The following is a 24,306-nucleotide window of genomic DNA, read 5'->3' as shown; positions in this document are numbered from 1 at the left end:
CGGCGATAAACGCCACAAACGACAACACCGAAAACATCCGCGCCCCCGTCGCCAGCGAACAGCTCTGGCCATAACTGCTCATGTAGACAAGCAGGTTCACCACCAGCAACACCAGCGCGACGCCTACTTCCCACAGCCCCACGATCATTTCGCCCCTCCCAAGGCACGCACCTCATCGCACATGCGCCGCACGTTCGCCTGCTTGGTGCATTGCAGGCCCATGCGATAGAGCACATTGACGCCCGACATGGCCCAGGCGACGCAGCGTTGATTCGGCAATTCGGTTTCGGCCATGTATTCGGTCAGCACCGACTGCATCGCCTCGGCATACGCCTGCCACGCGGTCGCGTCATTCATCAACGTATCCATGCTGGCCTCGACATTCAGGCCAAAGCTCCCCTCGCCGAGGACGCCTTCGTCTTTCGGATCACTCATGGTTTGGTTTTTCCCTGGTACGCCGCTTCCGAGCGGGGGGCACGCCAAGGGCCGTGCCCCTCATCGACTCGGGCGACGAGATCTCACGAGTCCCGCGTTTTGTCCGGTTTTCTCACAGGCAGGGCGCTACGCGCCGGGTAGGACGGCAGAGCCAGAAACCGTGAGAAATCAGGACGAATGCGGGCGTTAGCCGCGTCCTGACAGGTGTTTAGGACGTCCCTGGACCGTCCGGGACAGACGGTGGGTGTGAGAATGCCTTAAGATTTGGCACAGCCATATCAACTCCTTCAGATAGTTGGTTTGGTCAGCGGGTCAGGGGTGCTCGAACACCTCTGGCTCGCGTCTTTCTCGATACGTCGAGCGATGGTTGTCTGCCGAGCCCTCAACGAACGAGCAGACAACGCGCACACCGTACCAAATTGCGCACGCGTTTGGATATGGAAGGATTCTGAAAAATCGTCACCACACGCTCGTCGTTCCTGCGCACGCAGGAACCCAGCGCCCCGGTTTACCAGTAAGCGCGATGACGTTGCATCGGCTTTGGCACCGATCGTTTCGATATCCATCCAGCGCCACACAATCCCTGTAGGAGCGCGCCTTGCGCGCGACCGGATGCATCGGAACGATGAAGATGTTCGCGATAACCGGTCGCGCGCAGGCGCGCTCCTACACGACAGTAGTTACGTCAGGTTAGTCGTGATGTGGCGCCGGCCGCATCAGCGATCCATCGTGCGACACCGCATACCTGTAGGAGCGTGCTTGCGCGCGACCGGTGATATCGAAACGATGATGATGTTCGCGATAACCGGTCGCGCGCAGGCGCGCTCCTACACGACAGTAGTTACGCCAGGTTAGTCGTGAGGTGGCGCCGGTCGCATCGGCGGTCCATCGTGCGACACCGCATCTCTGTAGGAGCGTGCTTGCGCGCGACCGGTGGGATCGAAACGATGATGGTGTTCGCGATGACCGGTCGCGCGCAGGCGCGCTCCTACAACAAGCTGCCGCGACGTGGGGAGAGGCGGCGGGGGCGGCCCTTGGCGCGACTTGATGGAGGCGAGGGGAGCGGGCGGACAAGGCCGCGTAGCGGGGCCGGCCAGGAAGGCCGGCCTTTTTCGCCGAGGCAGGAGCCGAGTCGAAAAACCCCGCCCGCTCCCCGTGCCCGAAGGGGCGAAGCCATAAGACACTGAGCCGCGCAGCGGCTCCTCCTTTCCCGAGGGACACCGCAGGCCGGCGCGACAAGGGCCGCCCCCGTCGCCTCTGCAACGCCACGTTCCAGCGCCGATGCGAGGGCGACAGGCGAGCCCACCCTACGGAGCGACGCACCACATGGGCTGCTTTACTACGGAGCGGCACCGTTTCAACCGGTCGCGCGCGAGGCGCGCTCCTACAGGGGTGGCGCGGGCCGGTGCCTCATGAAGCGACTTGCCGCTAAGCTCAATGCATCCCTCCACCGCGCCCAAGGCGCAAAGGTGTACGGCACCATGAAGAAGCTCATCAACGATCCCCGCCACGTGGTCCGCGACATGCTCGAAGGCACGGTCGCCCGATCTCCCGGACTGGCCCTGCTGGACACGGAGAACGTCGTCGTACGGCGAGATGCCGACGGAAGCCGGCAGGTGGCCGTGCTCTCCGGTGGAGGCAGTGGCCATGAACCCGCCCATGCGGGGTATGTCGGCCATGGCATGCTTACTGCCGCCGTTGCCGGCGATGTCTTCACCTCGCCCAGCGTCGACGCCGTGCTTGCCGGCCTGCGCTGTGTCGCCGGACCGGCCGGTGCCGTGCTGGTCGTCAAGAACTACACGGGGGACCGCCTCAACTTCGGCCTCGCCGCCGAAATGGCGCGGGCCGAAGGCATTCCGGTCGAGGTGGTGACCGTGGCCGACGACGTGGCGCTGCGGGATACCGTGCCGCCGGACCGGCGTCGCGGCATCGCCGGCACCGTGCTGGTGCACAAGATCACGGGCGCGGCAGCGGCCGCCGGCAAACCGCTGGCGGAGGTCGCCGCCCTCGCCCGTCGCGCCATCGGCGGACTGGGTTCGATGGGTATCGCGCTGGGCTCGTGCACTGTGCCGGCGGTGGGCCATCCCGGCTTCGAACTGGGTGAAGGCGAGATCGAATACGGCCTTGGCATCCACGGCGAACCCGGCGTGCGGCGTGGTGCGATGGCGAGTGCCGAAACTCTTGTCGATACCATGTTGCAGGCCATCGCCAGCGATCTTTCCCTCTCCGGACATCAGCGCATCGCCCTGCTCGTCAACGGACTCGGCGCCACGCCGCCCATGGAACTGGATGTACTGCTGCGTGACGCGCTGCACTGGCTGGATGCGCGCGGTATCGTCGTGGAGCGTGCGTGGTGTGGAAACTTTCTCACTGCTCTGGATATGCCGGGCTGCTCGCTTTCCGTCATGAAGGTGAATGACGAACTGGTGGCCCTGCTTGATGCCACCACCGATGCGCCTGCATGGCCTGGCGGTGGCAAGCTCAACGAAGTTCGTGTGATAGCCGCACCGCGCATGGCCGAACGTGCAACGTCATCAGCCAGGCCTTCTGCGGCCGGATTGAAGGTGAAATCTGCCGCTCACGCTGCGGCCCATGCCCTGATCGCCGCAGAGGACGAACTGACCGAACTCGACCGCAAGGCAGGCGATGGTGACCTTGGTATAAGCATGCGGCGCGGTGCCGAGGCCGTGCTTGCTTTGCAGGATCATGCATGGGTATCGCCCGAGGTCGCGCTGCTTGCCATGGCCGATGCGATGCGCCGTGCCATCGGCGGCAGCTCCGGACCGTTCTATGCCACGGCGCTCACGCGCGCCGCCCGCGAACTCGCTGGCATCGATGCACCAGGGCGCCAGGACTGGCACAAGGCACTGGCAGCGGCCACGCAGGCCATTACCGACCTTGGCGGCGCGAAGCCCGGCGACCGGACGATGCTGGATGCACTGCATCCGGCCTCGCTTGCATCCGGCGGTGCGCTACAAGCGGTGGCGCAGGCTGCACGTCACGGTGCGGACCAGACGGCCGCCATGCGGGCGCGCGCCGGGCGGGCGAGCTATCTCGGTGATCGTGCCTCAGGCATCCCCGATGGCGGCGCGGTCGCCGTGGCGATCTGGATCGAGGCGATCGTGCAGGCTCACGCGGACCACTGAACAGGCCCGGTGAAGCATTCGTTCGTGGTCAACCCGGCCAGATGATGGCCTGCGCTGCGATGACGCACTGTTTCTGTGCATCGTAGGTCACGGCCGGGGAACCATGCAGCACATAGCCCAGTGCAAGCGCTTCTGAAATGCGATGACAGAACGTAGCATCGTCCTTGCCGGTGATCAGGCGATAGACAGGCAGGTTATCGGGAGGTGCGGAAGCCATGGGTATGCCGCCAGCCGGAAGAGGTGCCCATCCTAGCAACAGTTTCCGATGCGTCCCATAAAAAACGGCGGCCCTTGGGCCGCCGCTTTTCTTTACGCCTGGGGACAGATTACTTGCCCTGCGGCGCCGTCCATTCCTTCAGCCATGCATTGACCGTCTCATGCCACTGCACGCTGTTCTGCGGCTTCAGCACCCAATGATTTTCATCCGGGAAGTGCAGCAGCTTGCTCGGGATGCCACGACGCTGCAGCGCGGTGAAGGCACCCATGCCCTGCGTATCCGGAATGCGGAAGTCCTTGCCGCTGTGGATGATGAGCATCGGCACGCGCCAGTCCTTGACGTGGTTGACCGGGTTGAAGCGCTCGTAGTTTTCCGGATGGTCGAACTGCGTGCCGCCGTTCTCCTTTTCTTCGAACCACAGCTCTTCGGTTTCGTAGTACATCGAGCGCGCATCGAACACGCCGTCGTGATCGACCAGGCACTTCCACGGCTGGTTCCAGTTGCCGGCGATCCAGTAGACCATGTAGCCGCCGTAGCTGGCGCCCAGCGCGCAGGCGCGGTCGCCGTCGAGGAACTTGTACTTCGACAGCGCCGAGCTCCAGCCCAGCTTCAGGTCTTCCAGCGGCTTGCCGCCCCAGTCGCCCGAGATGGCATCGGTGAAGGCCTGGCCGTAGCCCGTGGAGCCGTGGAAGTTGACCGTGACCACGGCGAAGCCCTGGCCCGCATACGTCTGCGCGTTCCAGCGGTAGCTCCAGCTGTTGGTCATGGCACCCTGCGGGCCGCCGTGGATGATGAAGGCCACCGGATAGGTCTGCCCCTTCTTGAAGCCTACCGGCTTCACCACATAGCCCTGAACGCTTTCGTTGTTCCAGCCCTTGAAGGTGAAGAACTCGAAATCACCGACCTGCGCATTCTTCAGGCGCTTCGCGTTGAAGTGCGTGATCTGCTTCAGGCCCTTGCCCTTCACGTCGGCCGTGTAGATGTCGGCCGGGCGCTTGAGGTCGTCACGGGTAAGCAGGATCTTCGACTTGCCCACCGAGTAGCCGGCCACCGAACCATCGGTCACCAGCGTGGTGACCTTGCCCGTCGCCACGTCCACGGCGAACAGCGGATGCTGGCCGTTGTCGTCGGCGGTGGTGTAAAGCGTCTTGCCATCGGCGGAAATCTGCAGGGCGCCAGCGGTGCGATCCCACGACGGGGCCACTTCGCGCTTCGTGCCCGTGGCAAGGTCGAGCGCCATGATGCCGAAGCGGTCGGCTTCCGAGCCGGGCTCCTTCATCGCGGTGTAGAACAGGGTCTTGCCGTCCGGCGACACCAGCGGGTTGGCGTCCCAGGCGGGGTTGTCGGCGGTGAGGTTCGCCGGCGCGGCGGAGCCATCGGCCGGTACGCTGTACACGTCGAAGTTGGTCGACCACGGCTCGGTCTTGCCGGCAATGCGCACGTCGAAGAACACCGTCTTGCCATCGGGCGAGAACGAGAATTCGTCGTCACCGCCGAACGGCTTGCTGGGCACGTCGCCGTCGATGCCACGGCTCAGCAGCACCGGCTGCGACGCCGTACGGGCGTCGGCGATGTAGAGCTGCGAGCGGCGACCGTCGGCCCAGGTATCCCAGTGGCGGACGAACAGCTTGTCATAGACCGTGCCGGTGGCCTTGTCCTTCTCGCGGCCGTCCAGACGCTCCTTCGTGCAGGCCAGGTCCGGGCAATCGGTGAAGACGTCGTAGCTCAGCAGCAGCTTCGCGCCGTCCGGCGAGAGCTTGAACGCGTTGACGTCGAGCGGGGCGTCGGTGACGGCATCGCCGTTACGCAACGCCAGGGCGAGGCCCTTGCCGCCATTGCCGGCATCGAAGGCGCGATGGAAAACCTGCGCGGTGCCGTCCTTCGGCGCCACGTAATAGATGGAGTGACCGTCCGGCGCCCAGCGCGGCGACGAGCCCTTCTCCACCACCTTGACCGGCTGCGGCGGCTTGTCGAGGTCGACCAGGTAGATCGCCGTGGAGCCCTTGTTCGCGGCGTAGTCGGTGCTGCGCAAGGTGAACAAGGCATAGCGGCCATCGGGCGAGAGCTGGGGATCGCCGACGCGATCCATCATCACCAGGTCGCGGATGGAGAACGGATGCGGCGAGGTATCGACCGCGTCGGCATCGGCGGCCAGGACCGGGCCGGACGCCAGCGCGAGGGCCAGCGCAGCGAGCAGGGGCTTCATGGGTTGGGGGACTCCCTTTGACGGAACTAGCCCGGCACGGTACGGGGCGGGGGCGTTGGGTGCAAGTTCGGGAACTGGCGCAAGGTACCTGCCGGAGCCTTCGGCTAGACTCCGGCGTTTGGTCAGGGGAAGACTTTCATGGGTATCTCCGCGCGACGCCGATGGCAGGTCGGGCACCTCGTTCTCATCCTGATCGCGCTGGGAGCCCTGGCGCTGCGCGTGCATTACGTGCACGCCACCATGGTGGAACAGGCAATACGCGGCGATGCCGTGCAGTATTACGCCTATGCCTGGAACCTCGTTCATCATGGCGTCTTTTCCAGTGCATCGCCCAAGGCAGCCCAGGTAGTCGCCGACAGTTTTCGCGACCCGGGATACCCGGCCTTCCTTGCCCTGTTGTCCGGCAGCGGGGCCATGGAAAACGAGTTCGTGCAGCGCGTGCTCATGGCACAGGCAGCACTGTCCGCCGCCACCGTATGGATATTCGCGATCCTCGCGTATCGCTGGGCAGGTTTCGTGTCGGCCTGTGCCGTTGGTATGCTGATGGCATTCTGGCCGCACCTGATGACCCTCGCGGACTGCGTGCTGAGCGAGACCCTGCTTGGCTTCCTGGTGGCCGTGGCCCTGCTGCTCACCGATAACATGCTCCGCCGTCCCCACCCCATACGCGCGGCTGCGGCAGGCATCGTGTTTGCCGTTGCCGGGCTAACCAATGCCGTGGTGGCACCATTTGCCCCCTTGCTGGCCCTTGCCATGGCATGGCGGGACCGCTCGAACCGGCGGCTGTGGATCGTCTTCCTGGCCGCCGCACTGCTTCCCCTGGCCGCATGGTCGCTTCGCGGCGCCCTGTTGCCACATGGCGGGAATTCTTCCTCGGACCGCGCCGTAATGAATTTCGTGCAGGGCTCCTGGCCTGATTATCACACGGCCTATCAGGCCAGCATCGACGGCGCTCCGCAGGCAAAAGCGCTCATGAAGCAGATCGATGGCGAATACCAGTTGCTCCGGCATGAGCCGGGCGCCGGGTTCCGGACCATGGCCGTTCGCATAAGCGAGGCACCAGGGCACTACGCGGGGTGGTATCTCAGCAAGCCGGCAGAGTTGTGGGGCTGGGTCATCGGCATCGGATATGGCGATATCTATGTGTTCCCCGCGTATGGATCTCCGTTGCTCATGCAACCGACACTCAGCGCCATCACCGGCTACCTGTTCTTCCTGTCGCCATTCATCATGCTGCTCGCCTTGGTCGGCGCATGCCTATCCCTCATCCCCCGGCTGCAGGCTGCCCCCGGGCTCCGCATCGCCACGGCCCTCGGCATCTGGGTCACCCTGGTCTATGGAATACTACAATCGGATGCCCGGTACTCCACGCCGTTCCGCGGCATCGAGGTCCTGCTGGCCGTGTTCGCCGTGGCGTTGACGGTTTCCACCCTACGCAAACGACGAAACAGCCAAGTTGCGAATGGACGCGTTACGTCATAGTGTGACGCCAGGGGTCAGAATACGGTGTCCTGCTGTGATCCGTTCTGCAATTGTGGATTGTCACAGCTTGTCAATTCTCCCCCCCTATGCAAAATCAGCTCGCCCACCGTGTGGGCTGGCCGTCCTGAAAAGGCTGGCATAGTCCATGCTTCGAGGGATAATGAGCGTCCTGGTCAGTCCTCGTACTCGTGATGAGGGGGCCGGATCAGCCAGTAGGGAAAGATCCGGCACTACAGCTCAGGGGCATCACAAACTTGCGGTTAGCCAACCAAAATTACCGAGGAAGTTCCATGAAGACCATCCAGAAGGGCTTTACGCTCATCGAACTGATGATCGTCGTCGCGATCATCGCGATCCTGGCGGCCATCGCCATCCCGCAGTACCAGAACTACACCAAGCGCGCCAAGGTGTCCGAAGGCATCGTGCTGGCCGACGCGGCCAAGCTGGCCGTGGCTGAAACGTTCCAGTCGCAGGGTGTGATGCCGGGCACGAACACCGCAGCTGGTTACACCACGGTTGCTACCACTTACGTGTCAGCTATCGCCATCCAAGCCAATGGCGTCGTAAAGGTCACTTATCAGGGTATCGGTACGGGTATTAACGGTCAGACCCTCTCCCTTACCCCCACCACGACAACGGGCGCGATCACCTGGAAGTGCTCCAGCTCGCTCCAGCCGCAGTATGCTCCGGCAAGCTGCCGCTGATCGCCTAGCTATTGCATCATGAAAAGCCCCGCCATCCGGCGGGGCTTTTCTTTTTCCATCCCCCGGAATCAATCCATGATCGATTTGTTCGAGCGTAGCCGCACAGCGCGAATTGCCATCCTGTTGGCCATCGCAGCTCTGACGGCTCTCATCTACGCGAACGGATTGCATGGCCCCTACCTGGTCGACGATCCACCGAACCTGGAGACCATCCAGCGATGGGTCAACGGCAGGCTCGACTGGCACTCGGCCCTCGAAAACCATTCAGGTCCACTGGGTCGCCCGGTATCGATGCTGACCTTCCTGATGGACGCCGCGCGCAGCGGCGCCATGTACCCGCAGACATTCAAGACAACGAATCTTGTCATCCACATTCTCTGCGGACTGCTTGCCTACGTGCTGTGCCGCCAGGTGCTGCGTCGCGTAGAGATCACGTGCAGCGTCGCTTCCACGACCGCCCTGTTCATCGCTGCATGGTGGCTGTTTCTCCCCCTGCACGTCAGTACGGTGCTCTATATCGTCCAGCGCATGGCCCAGTTGGGGGCGTTGTTCATCCTGCTAGCACTGACCCTGTACGTGTATCTCCGGCAGCACATCGAGCGCAACCGGGGACTGGCCCCACTTCTAGGTCTCTGGATCGCCGTCCCCCTTATCGTCGGCGTGGGCGCGTTGGCCAAGGAAAACGCGGTACTCGCGCTTCCCCTTGCCATGCTTATCGAGATGGTCTTCTTCCGCTCCAGCGAAACGCATCAACGCCCTCGCTCCGTCACGGCTTTCTTTCTCCTCACGGTGGTGTTGCCAGGCATCCTCATCATCGGCTGGCTGGCGCTCCACCCGAACCTGATCATCGACGGATTCCAGGGCCGGCCATTCACACTTGGCGAGCGCCTGCTCACTGAGCCGCGCGTACTCGGGTCCTATGTGAAGACCATGCTCCTGCCCGTAGGCCAGGACATGGGGCTGTTCCACGACAACTACGTGCTTTCGACCGGATGGTTCACTCCCTGGACCACAGCGCTCGCCATTCTGGCCTGGCTGCTGGCGATCGGCGTTGCGATCAAGGCACGGAGGAAGCATCCGCTGGTGTCGTTCGGCATCGGCTTCTTTCTGATCGGACACTTGCTCGAATCGACGATCATACCTCTCGAACTCTATTTCGAGCATCGCAACTATCTGCCCGACCTTGGCATCCTGATCGTCTTCGTCGGTATGGGGCGCACATTGTGGTTGCACCACCCGCATGCCACCGCCTCTTTCCGGCGGACCGTCGCCCTGTGCCCCTTTCTGATCCTGGCCATCTACGCAGCGGCCACCTGGGTGCAGGTCGGCAGCTGGAGCAACATCGACACGCTCTACCAGATGCAGGTGGCGTACAACCCGACGTCGCCGCGCTTGCAGGCAACGTTGACTGCACTATCCATCGAACGGGGAGACACTCGGTCCGCGCTCGGCCATATCGACCTGCAGGAACGCCTCGATCCGCCCACCGAAGGCATGAATGCCACCATCTGGCGTTTCATTGCCTACTGCAACGCCCAGTTGCCCGTTCCTGAGGCGATCTACGAGGAGTTCGAACGGCGGACGGACATGCCGATCACGATGAACTCGATGCGCTACTGGGAGCGCCTGGCTACCTTTGCGGAGCTCGGACGCCTGGACGCCAAACGGCTGGCCATCGCGGGACGTCGCTGGATCGACCACGATGCATCCGCTCCGACGTCGCAGTTTATCTGGCGCTCGCGATACAACCTTGCACGCATGGAAGGGGCAACGGGCAATCTGGTGCAGGCCGAGGCAGATGCTCACCGGGCCTGGATCGACAGCGGCTACAACACAGGCATCGGCGTCCTGCTCTTCCAGCTCAACGCCAGTCTCGGACGTCGCGACGTCTGCGAGACAGTACTGGCCAACCTGCGCTCCCGAATGAACACGGGCGACGCCGATCTGGTCGAGGCCGTCGATGTGTTTTCCAAAGCACTTGCCGGCGGCCGCATCGGTGCCTCCTCCGAGCCGGGCCATCCATGAACGTGTAAGGGAGGCCCGAAGGGCCACCCTGGGCCATTGATGCTAGGATGCCCGACGGAAATTCGCCCGCGAGGCCGCCTTGAGTTCCAGCGATACCACGCCGCCGCCCCCGTTAGACGACGCGACGGCCGTGAAGCCAGACGCCTCCACCCCTTTGGCAAGCCACCTGCGCCAGCTGGCCTGCATGGCCATCCTGGCAGTGATGACTTTCCTGGCCTATGCGCCCGGCCTGGGCGGCGGTTTCGTTTTCGACGACTATCCCAATATCGTCGACAACGCCCTCGTTCAGCCAGCCCACGCTTCCGTACCAGAACTGGTTGCCGCCGCTCTGTCCTCACCCTCCAGCGAGCTCAAGAGGCCTCTTGCCTCGCTTTCGTTTGCCCTGAACTTCCTTGCTTCGGGTCTCGACGCACCGGCCATGAAAGGCACCAATCTGGCCATCCATATTGCGAGCGGCTGGCTGCTATTCGTACTGATGGGCCGCATTCTGGCCATCGTCCGCCTTGCGTCACCCCCTCGGGACCGCATGCTGACAGCAGCCGGGGTCGCCCTGGCCTGGCTCCTCCTGCCGATCAACCTCACGGCCGTGCTTTACGTCGTCCAGCGCATGGAATCCGCCGCACAGCTCTGCGTGCTGGCGGGGCTGCTTGGCTACGTGGTGTTACGCCAGAGGCAGTTCAACGGCAAAGGCGGCTCGTTTGTCCTTGCGGCAATCCTCTTGCTGGCAACCATCGTGGGAGTGGGATTCAAGGAAACGGCCATCCTGCTCCCGCTATATGCCTGCGCGATGGAATGGGTGCTGTTTCGCTTCAGGAATGGTACCGGACGGTACCAGCAGGGGGTGGTGGCGCTGTTCGCGCTGATCCTGCTGCTACCGATGTTAGTCGGGCTAGGAGTGATCGTGCCGCGGATCCTGTCGCCGGACGCCTGGGCGACACGCGACTTCACCCTGGCGACACGACTGCTATCGGAGCCCCGGATCATCGTCGACTATGTGATCTGGACCTTGGCGCCTTCACGGAATGGCCTGTCGTTCTATCACGACGACTTCCTGCAGAGCACCGGACTGCTTACCCCAGGTACCACGCTCGCGTCGATTCTGGCCATCGCCGCTGCGCTCGCCCTGGCCTTCGCGATACGTAAACGACGCCCCCTGATGGCATTGGGTATCATCTGGTTCTTCGCCTGCCATACGCTGACGGCGACCATCATTCCCCTCGAACTGATCTACGAGCATCGCAATTATCCGGCAAGCATCGGCCTGCTCATGGTGCTTTGCGACCTGGCAATGAGCGGTCTCTACCCGGCGCGCCGCTCCCTTCGCATCATCGTCGTGATCGCGAGCTGCCTTCTTGTTGCCACCTGGGGTATTTTCACCGCGCGAACCGCTTATGCCTGGCGAGCTGCGTTGCCGCTCGCCTCGGAGCTCGCTGAACGGGCACCCTCCTCGCCCCGGGCACAGTACGAACAGGGTCGGGCACTGATCATCGCGTCCCATTACCAGTCGGGATCTCCCCTGGCCGAGCAGGCCAGGATTGCGCTCGAACGATCTGCCGCCCTGCCGGGGTCATCGATTCTTCCCGAGCAGGCACTGATCTTCCTCAACGCAAAGATGTCCCTGCCGCTCAAAGACGCCTGGTGGGAGAGCATGTATCGCAAGCTGGCCGCGCAACGGGCCACCGTGCAGGACGACAGCTCGTTGCTGGCCCTGGAGTCCTGCGCACGTTCAGGTGCCTGCGCGATTCCTTCGGACAAGCTCGTGCACGCCTTCGAGCTGGCTTCAAGGGATGACACCGGAAGTGCCCGGCTGGTGGGTGCCTTTGCGCAGTACGCCTGGTCGGTACTGGATGACCGCAAGCGTGCCCTGGTTCTCGCCGCCGAGGCAGTCCGGAAGGCCCCCGACGAGCCAGCTTACCGCATCAATTACGCCGGCCTGCTGATCTCCGCCGGCCAATTCGAGGATGCCCGGAAGCAGATCGCGGCACTACGCCCCTTGAACGTGGCTGGCCGGCTGGATACCGATCTCGATACGCTGAATGCACGTCTTTCCCGCCGGGAAAGCGCCGACGGGGCCTCCGAAAGCCGGTAATGGACCGCCTATAATGGCGAAACCGACCGGGAGGACGATTCATCGATGAAAGCCGTGATACTTGCCGGGGGCTTTGGCACCCGCATCAGCGAGGAGACCATGCTTCGCCCGAAGCCGATGATCGAGCTCGGGGGTCGCCCCGTCCTCTGGCACATCCTGAAGGTGTATTCGCATCACGGCATCAACGACTTCGTGATCTGCCTGGGCTACAAGGGCTACATGATCAAGGAGTACTTCGCGAACTACTTCCTTCACATGTCCGACGTGACCATCGACCTTGCAAACAACGGTCTCGAAGTACATCAGAAGCATGCAGAACCCTGGCGTATCACGCTCGTGGACACCGGCGAAACGACGCAAACCGGGGGCCGGCTGAAGCGCGTCGCCCGCTATATCGAAAACGAGACGTTCTGCTTTACCTATGGTGACGGCCTTTCAGATATCGATATCGCGGGCACCGTCGCGTTCCACCAGGAGCGCGGCACGAAAGCGACCATTTCGGCGGTACAACCCCCCGGACGTTTTGGCGCGCTGGACATGGATGGCAGCCGCATCACGAACTTCAGGGAGAAACCGTCGGGTGACGGCACATGGATCAACGGTGGCTTCTTCGTTCTTGAACCCTCGGTCCTCGACCTGATTTCCGGCGACGACACGGTATGGGAAAAAGAACCGCTCGAAACGCTGGCGCGTCAGGGCGAGCTGTCGGCCTATACCCATCAGGGGTTCTGGCAGCCCATGGACACATTGCGTGACAAGATCCGCCTCGAAGAGTTGTGGCAGAGCGGTCAGGCACCGTGGAAAGTCTGGCCCTGACCATGTTCAATGATCTCTTTCGCGGTAAGCGCGTCCTTGTCACCGGTCATACCGGTTTCAAAGGGTCATGGCTGAGCTTGTGGCTTACGAAACTCGGCGCTCGCGTAACCGGCCTGTCCCTGGCTCCGGAAACGACGCCCTCCCACTGGGATCTGCTGGCGCTCCCCGATGTGACGGACCTGCGCATCGATCTCAGGAATGCGAAGGCGGTCGCCACCGCCGTCGTGAACGCGCAGCCCGAAATCGTGTTCCATCTTGCCGCGCAGCCGCTCGTACGGCGTAGTTATCGCCAGCCCGTCGAAACATTCGACACGAATGTAATGGGGCTCGTACATCTGCTTGAAGCCATCCGAACAACGGATAGCGTTCGCGTATTCGTCAACGCCACCACCGACAAGATATATGCCGAGCACGACACCGCGCAGGGCTATGCGGAATCCGCGCCCCTGGGCGGGCATGATCCCTACAGCACGTCCAAGGCCTGTGCGGAACTGGTGACGGAGAGTTATAGGAAGAGTTTCCTCGGCCAGCAGGTTCGGATGGCCACGGCGCGCGCAGGCAACGTGATCGGCGGTGGCGACTGGTCCGAGGATCGGCTGGTACCGGACATCGTTCGCGCCTGTGTCTCCGGCAACACCCTTCTTATTCGAAACCCACAGGCCATCCGGCCGTGGCAACATGTGCTCGAGCCACTGTCCGGCTACCTTCGCCTGGCTGAGACGGCTTGGGAAGAAGGGCTTGATTCGAACGCCTGGAACTTCGGTCCACGTCCCGATGCTGACCTACCCGTCACCAGTATCGTCGAAGCGGCCCGACTGCAATGGCCACGTTTTGACGTCGCGCATGACACGGATCATCATCCGCATGAAGCGGCGGTACTCCGCTTGGACTCGCGCCTGGCGGAAACAAAGCTCGGATGGCGCCCGGTCTGGACGCCGGAGACGGCGATCGCCCGCACAATTCAGTGGTACCGCGCCTTCCATGACGATGGCACACTTGGCACGGCCAGGGACCTAGACGCTTACACGATCGAAGCAAAGTCACAAGGTGCGCCATGGGCCGAATGACCATCTTCCCGACTGCACTGGCAGGTCTGCATGTCATACGGACCGATCCCATGCGCGACGAGCGGGGCCGCTTCGTTCGCACATTCTGCGAAGACGAACTGACACCGATACGCCCAGGCATCCATTGGCAGCAGGCCAACCTGTCGGCCACGCATGGCCGTGGAGCCATTCGCGGCATGCATTTCCAGCATCCTCCTGCGAGCGAACTGAAACTCGTACGCTGCCTTCGCGGCCGCGTATTCGACGTAGCCGTCGATCTTCGCGCCGGCTCTCCTACCTTTCTGCAATGGCATGGCGAGGAGCTCAGCGAAGACAACGAGCGCATGCTCCTTATCCCGGAAGGATTCGCCCATGGCTTCCAGTTATTGGAAGACCATGCAGAGCTGCTTTACATGCATTCCGCGGCATACAGTCCGGAGCATGACGGGCGGATCCGCTTCGACGAACCACGTGTCGGCATCGCATGGCCCCTCGCCACGGGTATCGTATCCGCGCGTGACCTGGCGACTCCTCCGCTAACAAACGACTTCCCTGGAGTCATCGCATGAATTGCCGCCTGTGCGGAACAGTACTCGGGGATGTGTTCCTCGATCTGGGTTCCGCACCTCCCTCCAATGCGTTTCTCACCGCAGAAACCCTGCTGGCTCCCGAAGCATGGTATCCGCTCAAGCTTTTCACGTGCCACCAGTGCCTGCTCGTGCAGGTAGGTGAAATCCGCTCGCATACCGCGTTGTTCGACGACGACTACGTCTATTTCTCATCATTCTCCGCATCGTGGCTCGCCCATGCAGAGCGATACGTACAAGAGGCCGTGAAACGCCTGTTGCTGGATGACACCAGCCTGGTGATGGAGGTCGCGTCCAACGATGGATACCTCCTGCAGTACGTTGCCTCCCGCAATATACCTTGCGTCGGAATCGAGCCCACCGCCAGCACCGCGAATGCGGCCCGTGCCCGGGGTATCGAGACCATTGGTCGGTTCTTCGGAAGCGTTTTCGCACGCGAGTACGCCGATGCAAAGCAGCCGGCGGACCTGATCATCGCCAACAACGTGATTGCACACGTGCCTGACGTGAACGACTTTGTCGAAGGATTCCGTGTGGCCCTCGCCGCAACGGGCACCGTGACCATCGAGTTCCCTCACCTCATGGAACTGGTCACCAACAGGCAGTTCGACACGGTTTACCACGAACATTTCTCCTATCTCTCACTACACGCCGTGCTCCGCCTTTTCGACATGCATGGCCTGGAGATCTGGGATGTACAGCGGCTGCCGACTCATGGAGGGTCCCTGAGGGTATGGGCATCACATACAGGCGTACGTGAACCATTGCCGTCGGTGGAACAGATCCTGGAAGACGAACGCCAGGCCGGCATGCTGGAACTTTCGTATTACCAACGCTTCCAGTACGCCGCCGACAAGGTGAAGAACGACTTCATCGCCTTCCTTCTTGAATGTCGACGTAAGGGTCTGCGCGTCGCCGGTTATGGTGCTGCCGCGAAAGGCAATACCCTCATCAACTACGCAGGCGTCCGGCCAGACCTTTTGCGTTATGTGGTGGATGCATCGCCCCACAAACAGGGGCGCTGGTTACCCGGCTCACGCATCCCCGTGGTGCCTGAACAGGTGCTACGCGATGACCGGCCTGATATCGTAGTCATCCTTCCGTGGAACCTTCGGGACGAGATTACGAACCAGCTTGCCTATATCCGCGAATGGGGCGGTCAGTTCGCCGTCGCCGTGCCGTCCCTGGAGGTTTCATGAGCGCGCCGCCCAAGATCCACTACACCAAGCCGTCCATCACTGCACTGGAAACGGCTTATGCGGCCGATGCGGCGACCCATGGCTGGGGAGAGCGCTGCTACGAGTACATTGATCGTTTCGAGCGCGCCTTCGCCGCGCACATCGGCACACGGCACGCCATCGCTACGTCAAGCGCTACCGGTGCACTGCACCTGGGCATGGCAGCCATGGGGATAGGCCGGGGTGACGAAGTCATCCTTGCCGACATCAACTGGATCGCTTCCGCAGCACCTGTCGTGCACCTGGGTGCGACTCCTGTGTTCGTCGATGTGACGCCGGATGGCTGGTGCCTCGATACCCAGGCAGTACTGCGTGCCATCACGCCACGGACCAAGGCCATTCTCGCAGTGCATCTGTACGGCAACCTCTGCGACATGGATAGCTTGCGGCAGATCGGCAAGGAACATGGCATCGCCGTCATTGAGGATGCCGCCGAAGCCATCGGATCCATGTGGCAGGACCGCCGCGCAGGCTCGATGGGTGCTTTCGGTGCATTTTCCTTCCACGGTACCAAGACCATTACCACCGGAGAGGGCGGCATGTTCGTCACGAACGACGATGCACTCTACCGGCGGGTGCTCACACTGTCGAACCATGGCAGGGCCAGCGGCGAGCCACGCCAGTTCTGGCCAGCCCAGATTGGCTTCAAGTACAAGATATCCAATATCCAGGCAGCCATCGGCTGTGCCCAGCTGGAGCGTGTCGAAGAGTTGGTGGCTGCAAAGCGGCATATCTTCGATTACTACCGCGAGAACCTGTCTGACCTGGGCTTGCCGATGAATCCCGAGCCGGCGGGGACCCGCAACGGATACTGGATGCCTACGGTCGTCTTTCCAGAGCACATGGCGTTCCATCGGGATATCCTCTTGTCCCGCTTTCGCGAGTCGAACATCGACGGGCGTGTTTTTTTCTGGCCGCTGTCATCACTACCTATGTTCGATGACGTTCCCGAGAATGTCGTCAGCCGGGCCATTGCGCCGCGTGCGATCAACCTGCCCAGCTACCATGACCTGACGCGGCAAGACCAGGACCGGGTAATCGCATGCCTTCGATCGGCCCTGGCTGAGATGCAATGAAATCCGTCATTTTCTGGGGTGCGACGGGCCAGGCCCGGGTGCTGCGCGAAGCGCTCGGCTACCTCGACCTGCAGCTCGTCGCCCTGTTCGACAACCGCGACATCGCACCGCCGTTTACCAACGTTCCCTTGCACCTCGGCCAGGCTGGTTTCCTCGACTGGAAATCAGGATACGACGGTCCGGGCGATCTCTACTTCTGTGTCGCCATAGGCGGAGCGCGAGGTGCTGACCGTCGGCACATGCAGGCATGGTTGATAAGCCATGGGCTGACCCCCCTAACGGTCGTTCACCCACGGGCATTCATTGCGTCCGATACACAGCTCGGCGCGGGTTGTCAGATATTGGCGATGTCCGCCGTTGCCGCAGGAACGTGCCTGGGTGACGCCGTGATCATCAATACCTCGGCAAGCGTGGATCACGAGTGCGTGCTCGGACATGGCGTGCATATCGGACCAGGCGCGCGTCTCGCCGGAGAGGTCGTCGTGGGTGACGATGTGTTTGTCGGCGCGGGCGCCGTCGTGCTGCCTCGCTTGCATATTGGGCAGGGCGCCATTGTCGGAGCCGGAGCTGTCGTCACACGTCATATCGAATCGGGTGAGACTGTCGCCGGCAACCCGGCGCGTCCTTTGCGTTCATCCATCTAATACTTCAGAGACTTGGCAAGACCATGGATCCCATCAAGCAATTCGAACTGGAAAGGGCTGCGAACGTCGAAGCTCTCGGTCACGATACCGAACTCAGGAACATCACCTCGGACTGGCTGCTCCGCTCACTGCCGCATCGCTATTCCTATCATTTCACAGCCCTCGGCCGACCGATCATCCAATATCCGCAGGATATGGTCGCAATGCAGGAACTTATCTGGGAAGCGCGTCCGGATCTCATCATCGAAGCAGGCATTGCCCACGGCGGGTCGCTCATCCTTCACGCCTCGATGCTCGCCCTGCTCGACTACACGGAAGCCGTGGAGGAGGGCCGTGCGCTTGACCCAAAAATCTCCCATCGCCGGGTCATCGGCCTGGATATAGATATCCGTGCACACAACCGCAGCGCCATCGAAAGTCATCCGATGGCGCACCTCATAACGATGATTGAAGGTTCGTCGGTCTCTCCCGAGACTATCGAGGCTGTGCACGCCATTGCACGCGGGTACAAAAGGATTCTCGTCATCCTAGATTCCAACCATACCCATGAACACGTGCTCGCCGAACTGAAGGCGTATGCACCTCTCACCTCGAAAGGTAGCTACTGCGTCGTCTTCGATACCGTGGTGGAAGACCTGCCAGGCACACTGTATCCGGATCGCCCGTGGGCGCCCGGGAACAGCCCCAAAACCGCGGTTTGGTCTTATCTGGAGTATCTGGCAAGCAACGAGGTGACTGCTCAGGATGGCGAACGTCTTGCCCTGGCCGTGGAAAAGTCCATCGAGAACAAACTGCTCATCACCGTGGCACCCGACGGCTATCTACGCCGGCTCTGACGCATGACGCTTGTCCGCACCAATATCATTGCCAACTATCTGGGTCAGGCATGGCAAGCACTTGTCGCCATTGCATTCGTGCCGATGTACGCAGATGCGCTAGGCATCGAAGCCTTCGGCCTTGTTGGCGTCATGCTGAGCCTGCAAGCCATGGCGTTGCTGCTCGACATGGGGTTGGGTGGCGTAGTTAACAGGGAGCTGGCCCGCCGGAGCGCACTTGAAGGTACACAAGCATCCATGCGCTCCTTTGTGCGCACACTGGAATGGGTTATCTGGCCTGTCGCACTTGTCATCGCACTCATCATCTCTACCATGGCGTATTGGATGGCCAGTGAATGGCTGCATCCAAAAGAACTTAGCGTACAGCAAGCTACGCATGCCATAAGAATGATGGGCATCGCCATCGCGCTCCAGTGGCCGGCGGCCTTTTATACCAACGCGTTGTCGGGCCTGGAACGGCAACCTGCCGCCAACGTCGTCAACGCCGTGTTCGCCACGTTGCGCAGCGCCGGTGCCGTGGCGGTGTTGCTGCTGGTCGACCGCTCGGTCCAGGCCTTCATGATCTGGCAGGCCGTGGTAGGTACGACCCATTCCCTGCTGACAGCCGGAATGGTATGGCGCGCCCTGCCACCGGGACGTGCGCGTTTCGTCCTCCAGGAACTTGTGGCAACAAAACGGTTTGCCGCTGGCCTGGTCGGTATCACGGCACTCTCGATCGCCTTGACACAACTGGACCGGTTACTCCTGTCGACATTGCGGCCATTACAGGAAGTGGGCTACTTCACCCTGGCCATCACGGTAGCTGCCGGCCTGGGACGATTGATCCAGCCGATGTTCAATGCCGTGTATCCCCGGTTCAGCCGCCTCGTCGCGGCTGGCGATGCGACGGCACTGCGCGAGCTTTACAAATCATCCACGCGGTACCTCTGCATAGTCGTAGCCTCTGCTACAGCCGTGCTGATCGCCTTCCCACATGCCACTCTGCTCCTTTGGACCGGAGACACGAAGGCTGCCGATATCGTAGCCATGCCACTGGCGATCCTTGTTGCAGGCACCTTCCTCAACGGACTGATGAACCTGCCCTATGCAATGCAACTTGCGCATGGCTGGACACGACTGACCATCGGCACGAACCTGCTGGCGCTAACGATTTCCGTTCCGCTGGGTATCTACGTCATTGGTACATACGGCGTCGATGGTGCGGCCTACCTCTGGCTCGTCACCAACCTTGTGCTGCTGACCGTCGGACTGCCTCTCATGCACCGAAGACTTTTGCCAGGAGAACTTGCAGGCTGGCTCCGCGACACGGTATTGCCCCCTACACTGACCGCCGCTTGCGTTGCTGCGTTGTGCGCATGGATTACGCCATCATTACAGCGTAATTTTCAGGGACTGGCCTGCTTGGTTCTTGTCAGCGCATTGACTCTGCTGTCAGCATCGCTCAGCGTCACGGAATCCCGTCGACGCCTGTTCGCCCTTATGGATCGCGTGCCAAGGCATCGTTAGGCAGGTCTTCCACGCCGATCAGCTGCGGACCATATCGCCGCTGAAGTTCCTTTCGCGATGCCAGCAGGCGACGCTCCAGAAAACGATACGTATGGTCCATGACGCGCCGGATAATGGGAACATGATGTGCCAACCACTCGGCAACGAAAAGCATCCAGCCCCGCGAACGGCCATCCGGTTGCGCCCGCAACAGGCTTGATGCTTCAGTTGCGAAGTCGTGTCGGCCGTTCACCATTGCGTTAATCCCACGACGATAAAGCATTTTTCGCGCATCGGCTTCCAGTGCCCGTGCAAGGGCCTTCCGCGAGCCCTCTGGCAAGTCTTCATTGCAGCGCGCCTTGGCGATCACATGCAGCCAACCCGGCCAGAACGAAGAAAGGGGCTGGGTGGCGCCGAACGACGACACACTCAGTGTGAAGACCGCCACGGCTTGCGCTTCAACGATGAAGGGAGAACGAGCCGCAACCCGGAGGATGAAATCCAGGTCGGCTGGTCCCAGCGCTTCGCGATCAGGCAGGCCTATGCTTTCCAGCACCGTGCGGCGAAATACGATACCCGTCCACAGCGGAGCCATGCCGCCAGTCATCGCCAGCATCGTCTCGCCAGCCCTGAAATAGCCGTGTCTGCTCCATTTCGCCACCCTGGCATCGAATACAACTCCGTTCTCGTCCACATTCAGCGTCGTTCCCGCCCAGAATGCCGCTTCAGGGTGTGCGTCGAGTGCGGCGATTGCTTTTGCATAAAATCCTGGTAACAGGTAATCGTCATCCGAGAGAATGGAGAAGAATTCCGTGTCGACCGTGTTCAGTCCAGCTTCGAAATTCGCGATGCCCCCGATATTCGTAGCGTGACATCTATACACCACACGGGGATCATTCTCTGCCAGGCGCTGTATGAGCGGACCGGTGAGGTCACCGGAGGCGTTATCCAGCACATGTACACGAATTTCGGCGGAACCCTGCCCCAATGCACTGCGAACGGCCCGTAGCAGGAGTGCTGGCCGCTTATAGGTAGGTATGACGGTAGTAATACGGGAATTCACAGGACGAAATGCCGTTGGCCGGACGCGAGAAGGCGCCACGGGAAATCATAACGGGCAGCACGACCCCAGCACTACCGCACAGGTACCCTGGCCCCCCATAATCCGCTTTGAGGGCCAGGACCTTCATAGCCTCCTTTCATGGAAACCGATCCGCGTGTCCGATAATTTCCCGGCCCCACAACGGTTGGATGTGGTCGTTCCCATGTACAGGAACGCCGACAAGGCATCCATGGCCATCGATGCCTTATTGGCGTGCAGACCACCGCTCGATACTAAAGTACGTATCCGGGTCGTCGATGACGGATCCGGCGATGGCACTCCCGATATGATCGAGCAGTCGTTCGGTGATCGCATCGATCTGATTCGGCTTGCCGACAACCGGGGCCGGTCGGGTGCCAGAAATGCGGCCGCCATGACGTCAGATGCCCGCTATATTCTTTTCCTGGACAGTGACTGCATACCCATCGGCGAAGACTTCCTCGTCGACCACGTGCAAGCCATTACCGCGGCCGAGGTTTCGATTGGCCGAATCGTCGGGCAGGATGATGGGTTCTGGCACGACTATCAGGACGCAGCCACACACCGCAGAAACGCGCTGGCCATGCATACGCCGTCAGCCACCTTCACGACACAGAACGTAATGATCGCGCGCTCTTCGTTTATCGACGCCGGCGGTTTCGACGAAGCCTATATCGGCTACGGATTCGAGGATCGCGACCTCGCCATCCGGCTCGCAAATGCGGGGGCGCGGTTCGTGTGTGCGCCGTTGGCCGCTGTGTCGCATCGCGACACGCTTTCACTAGAAGGCGTTTGCCGAAAAATGGGCGAAGCCGGGGCCGTGACATCCCTGCGCTTTTCCGATCTGTATCCCGATGAGTATCGTGGTCTGGGCTATGCCGCCATTGATGCAAGAATCCATCCCTGGCGAGGAGAAATTGCCGCAGGCGCCTGGTTCTTCCTTCGCCATCTGACGAGATGGGAAAGCTGGCTAGCCGCCCCCTGGATTCCATTCCGGATAAAGGCGCTTCTGGTGCGAATCACGGTTGCAGCGGCCTTCATGGACGGTACCCGCCGCTCACGAGAATAAGGCCCCACGTTCCCGATTAGTTTCCCTGATCGTCGAGCAGCCCCGACAGGATGTCACCATAACGGCGGGCAACGTGATTCCAGTCGAATCGATCCACGAGTATGGAACGAGTTGATGCCACGGCCTCGACTACCGTTTGATCCTGCAGACTGGCGATAATCGCCGATGACAGTGCCCTTTCATCACCGGAAGGCACCTGCACCACTCCCGACATGCCCTCCAGAACGTCCGACACCGCATCGACATCCGTCGTTACCACCGGGCAGCCACAGCCGAGAGCTTCAACCAGCACAAGACCCAGTCCTTCCTGGTCACCCGAAGAAGCCGGACGGAATGGTGCGACGAAGAGCGATGCCCGTTGGTAGTGCTCGGGCAAAGCCATCGATGGCACTGGCCCCACGAAGGTCACGGCGTGACCTATATCAAGATGACGGACGAGCCCGGTCAGTGTTTCCAGGAGTGGCCCATGACCTACGATGCACAAATGGGCATGCGGTCGCTCCGCGAGCACCGCAGGCATAGCACGCAAGAGGACATCCAGCCCCTTCTTTTCAACCAGTCGTCCAACGAATACTATACGATCGGTCTCACGCAGGATTGCCGGATCAGGCGTGAAGCGGACCGAAAGATCTACCCCCATCGGCGCCACCACCGGCAACTTCCCCGCTGACAGTTCGGTGGCCATGGGCAGCATCGCCCGGCTGACGACCGTCGTAGCATCTGCTCGCTGCATCACCCAGCGCTTGAGGCGAACGGCAAGCTTGCCACGCAAGGCAAACAGGTCTGCCCCGTGGGACGTGACGAGGTAGCGCTTGCGTAGCAGGCGGGCCACGATACCCGGCAGCACGATCCAGTGGGCATGCACAACGGTTCCCGCCACCAGTGCGGATCGTGCAGAAAACCATTGCATGGCGAAGAAACCCGGAACCAGCAACCACTTCCACGGAGAGCGTCGCAGATGCGTGGTGATGCCGCCATCCTGCACCAGCGTTTCCCAGCGCTCCAGCGCATAGCGGTATCGAAACACAGTGACTCCGTCAAGGACCTCCCGACGTAAAGCGCCTTCGGCGTGAGGCACGATCGCCACCACGTCGAAACGATCGGTCAGCCTCCTTGCCAATTCATGCACGAAACCCGGCTCGTGATCATCCCGCCAGCGGGGATAAGTCGTGGAGAGAACAAGCAGGCGAGGCCGCTTGGCGAGATCAGTCATCCCGGCGGTAGGTCAAGGCCGTAATCTGCTCCGAAACCAGGCCAATGAGAAAGACCACCACGGCGGCGATCCAGAGCAGGGTGCTTCCATTCGTGAGTCGCCCAACGCTCAGGTAGGTCCACGCGTAATTAACCACGCCAAGTCCGAAGAACAACGCACTCACCGGCACGAAGAGTTTCAGCGGTGAATAGAGCGTGGCGATCTTGAAGATGATCAACAGAAACCGCAGGCCGTCCTTCAAGGGCCTGATATGACTCTTGCCTATCCGCTGCGCCGCCTTGATCGGCTCATAAGCCACGCCATACGCACTTCGGAAAAACGCCATGGTGCTGGTGGTGGGGTACGAGAAGCCGTTGGGCAGCAGGTGCAGGAACTCACGAAAACGGTTCGCCCGGGCCACGCGGAACCCGGAGGTAAGATCGGCAACAGGCTGCCCCGTCATGCGGCTTGCCAGCCAGTTATAGAGCGTGTTCGCGAGACCTCGCCCCACCCCGGCTTGACTTGCCCAATCACGGGCTCCGACCACCATGTCGTAGCCCTGCTCCAGGCGTGCCACCAGGCGGTCGATGTCGGCTGGCTCGTGCTGGCCGTCGCCGTCCATGAATACGAGGATCTCGCCACTGGCCGCCCGGGTACCTCGCTTGATCGCCGCCCCGTTGCCCATGGAATACGGTGACGACAGGCAAATGACGCCCAGACCTGCACAGAGCGCGGCCGTATCGTCAGTGGAACCGTCGTCGACTACCAGGATCTCGGCGCCGGGCTGGGCCCGCTTCAGGCGGGGAAGCAGGTCGCGCAGCGCTGCGGCTTCGTTCTTCGCGGGAAGGATGATGCTGATACGGCTCAAGAGATGTTCCCCGGTTAACCCGTGGATGATAAGCGAAAGCGCCGCCCTTCGCTGTCACAGGCCC

20 protein-coding genes are annotated in these 24,306 nt (G+C 61.7%); 14 read left to right on the top strand and 6 right to left on the bottom strand.

Features of this window, described 5'->3' with window-relative positions; translation table 11 throughout:
• Positions 1-144: 144 nt before the first annotated feature.
• The gene (locus HBF25_RS21580; protein ID WP_166952797.1) at positions 145-435 is read right to left on the bottom strand and encodes a hypothetical protein; all 291 of its coding nucleotides are present in this window, start codon (positions 433-435) and stop codon (positions 145-147) included.
• Positions 436-1,916: 1,481 nt separating this feature from the next.
• Here HBF25_RS21580 and HBF25_RS21575 point away from each other — a divergent pair.
• Positions 1,917-3,581, top strand: coding sequence for a dihydroxyacetone kinase family protein (locus tag HBF25_RS21575; RefSeq protein ID WP_166952794.1), 1,665 nt, complete (start codon positions 1,917-1,919; stop codon positions 3,579-3,581).
• Positions 3,582-3,609: 28 nt separating this feature from the next.
• On the opposite strand, the gene HBF25_RS21570 is transcribed toward HBF25_RS21575, so the two are convergent.
• Positions 3,610-3,798: a DUF1737 domain-containing protein gene (locus HBF25_RS21570; protein ID WP_166952791.1), complete on the bottom strand. Its 189-nt coding sequence runs from the start codon at positions 3,796-3,798 to the stop codon at positions 3,610-3,612.
• A gap of 109 nt (positions 3,799-3,907) precedes the next feature.
• Positions 3,908-6,004, bottom strand: coding sequence for a S9 family peptidase (locus tag HBF25_RS21565; RefSeq protein WP_166952788.1), 2,097 nt, complete (start codon positions 6,002-6,004; stop codon positions 3,908-3,910).
• Between the two features lie 138 nt (positions 6,005-6,142).
• Between HBF25_RS21565 and HBF25_RS21560 the strand changes: the two genes are divergently transcribed.
• The 12 genes from HBF25_RS21560 (at position 6,143) to HBF25_RS21505 (ending at position 20,053) form a co-directional block, all read left to right on the top strand.
• Positions 6,143-7,486, top strand: a complete 1,344-nt coding sequence (locus HBF25_RS21560; RefSeq protein ID WP_166952785.1) for a hypothetical protein — start codon at positions 6,143-6,145, stop codon at positions 7,484-7,486.
• A 290-nt stretch (positions 7,487-7,776) separates the two neighbouring features.
• Positions 7,777-8,190, top strand: coding sequence for a pilin (locus HBF25_RS21555; protein WP_166952781.1), 414 nt, complete (start codon positions 7,777-7,779; stop codon positions 8,188-8,190).
• Positions 8,191-8,265: 75 nt separating this feature from the next.
• Positions 8,266-10,215, top strand: a complete 1,950-nt coding sequence (locus HBF25_RS21550; protein WP_166952778.1) for a hypothetical protein — start codon at positions 8,266-8,268, stop codon at positions 10,213-10,215.
• Positions 10,216-10,294: 79 nt separating this feature from the next.
• Positions 10,295-12,304 carry a tetratricopeptide repeat protein gene (locus tag HBF25_RS21545; protein WP_243853368.1) on the top strand — a complete coding sequence of 670 codons (2,010 nt, stop codon included), beginning with the start codon at positions 10,295-10,297 and terminating at the stop codon, positions 12,302-12,304.
• A 45-nt stretch (positions 12,305-12,349) separates the two neighbouring features.
• The gene (gene rfbF / locus HBF25_RS21540) at positions 12,350-13,120 is read left to right on the top strand and encodes a glucose-1-phosphate cytidylyltransferase (RefSeq protein ID WP_166952775.1); all 771 of its coding nucleotides are present in this window, start codon (positions 12,350-12,352) and stop codon (positions 13,118-13,120) included.
• Positions 13,102-14,187: a CDP-glucose 4,6-dehydratase gene (gene rfbG / locus HBF25_RS21535; RefSeq protein ID WP_341778364.1), complete on the top strand. Its 1,086-nt coding sequence runs from the start codon at positions 13,102-13,104 to the stop codon at positions 14,185-14,187. Before rfbF ends, rfbG begins: the two co-directional genes overlap by 19 nt.
• A complete protein-coding gene (gene rfbC, locus HBF25_RS21530; protein WP_166952772.1) occupies positions 14,184-14,735 on the top strand; it encodes a dTDP-4-dehydrorhamnose 3,5-epimerase in 552 nt (183 codons plus the stop codon). Before rfbG ends, rfbC begins: the two co-directional genes overlap by 4 nt.
• A complete protein-coding gene (locus HBF25_RS21525) occupies positions 14,732-15,952 on the top strand; it encodes a class I SAM-dependent methyltransferase (protein WP_166952770.1) in 1,221 nt (406 codons plus the stop codon). Before rfbC ends, HBF25_RS21525 begins: the two co-directional genes overlap by 4 nt.
• A complete protein-coding gene (locus HBF25_RS21520; RefSeq protein WP_166952767.1) occupies positions 15,949-17,067 on the top strand; it encodes a DegT/DnrJ/EryC1/StrS family aminotransferase in 1,119 nt (372 codons plus the stop codon). Before HBF25_RS21525 ends, HBF25_RS21520 begins: the two co-directional genes overlap by 4 nt.
• Positions 17,064-17,711, top strand: coding sequence for a NeuD/PglB/VioB family sugar acetyltransferase (locus HBF25_RS21515; protein ID WP_166952764.1), 648 nt, complete (start codon positions 17,064-17,066; stop codon positions 17,709-17,711). Before HBF25_RS21520 ends, HBF25_RS21515 begins: the two co-directional genes overlap by 4 nt.
• A gap of 23 nt (positions 17,712-17,734) precedes the next feature.
• Entirely contained in the window at positions 17,735-18,547 is an 813-nt protein-coding gene (locus HBF25_RS21510) for a cephalosporin hydroxylase family protein (protein ID WP_166952761.1), read from the top strand.
• Between the two features lie 3 nt (positions 18,548-18,550).
• Positions 18,551-20,053, top strand: coding sequence for a lipopolysaccharide biosynthesis protein (locus HBF25_RS21505; RefSeq protein ID WP_166952758.1), 1,503 nt, complete (start codon positions 18,551-18,553; stop codon positions 20,051-20,053).
• On the opposite strand, the gene HBF25_RS21500 is transcribed toward HBF25_RS21505, so the two are convergent.
• Positions 20,025-21,095 (bottom strand): glycosyltransferase, encoded by a 1,071-nt coding sequence (locus HBF25_RS21500; RefSeq protein ID WP_166952755.1) that lies wholly within the window; start codon positions 21,093-21,095, stop codon positions 20,025-20,027. The genes HBF25_RS21505 and HBF25_RS21500 overlap by 29 nt on opposite strands.
• Before the next feature lie 154 nt (positions 21,096-21,249).
• On the opposite strand from HBF25_RS21500, the gene HBF25_RS21495 reads away from it, so the two are divergent.
• On the top strand, positions 21,250-22,182 hold the full coding sequence (locus HBF25_RS21495; protein ID WP_166952752.1) for a glycosyltransferase: 933 nt from the start codon (positions 21,250-21,252) through the stop codon (positions 22,180-22,182).
• 16 nt (positions 22,183-22,198) lie between these two features.
• Here HBF25_RS21495 and HBF25_RS21490 read toward each other — a convergent pair whose 3' ends face one another.
• Both HBF25_RS21490 and HBF25_RS21485 read right to left on the bottom strand, forming a co-directional pair.
• Positions 22,199-23,395, bottom strand: a complete 1,197-nt coding sequence (locus HBF25_RS21490; protein ID WP_166952749.1) for a glycosyltransferase — start codon at positions 23,393-23,395, stop codon at positions 22,199-22,201.
• On the bottom strand, positions 23,388-24,242 hold the full coding sequence (locus HBF25_RS21485) for a glycosyltransferase family 2 protein (RefSeq protein WP_166952746.1): 855 nt from the start codon (positions 24,240-24,242) through the stop codon (positions 23,388-23,390). The genes HBF25_RS21490 and HBF25_RS21485 overlap by 8 nt, the downstream gene beginning before the upstream one ends.
• Positions 24,243-24,306 lie beyond the last annotated feature (64 nt).

The sequence above is a fragment of the Luteibacter anthropi genome (assembly GCF_011759365.1).
Classification (GTDB): domain Bacteria; phylum Pseudomonadota; class Gammaproteobacteria; order Xanthomonadales; family Rhodanobacteraceae; genus Luteibacter; species Luteibacter anthropi.
The sequence above is the reverse complement of the archived record's forward strand: the minus strand, read 5'-3'. Positions and strand labels throughout refer to the sequence as shown.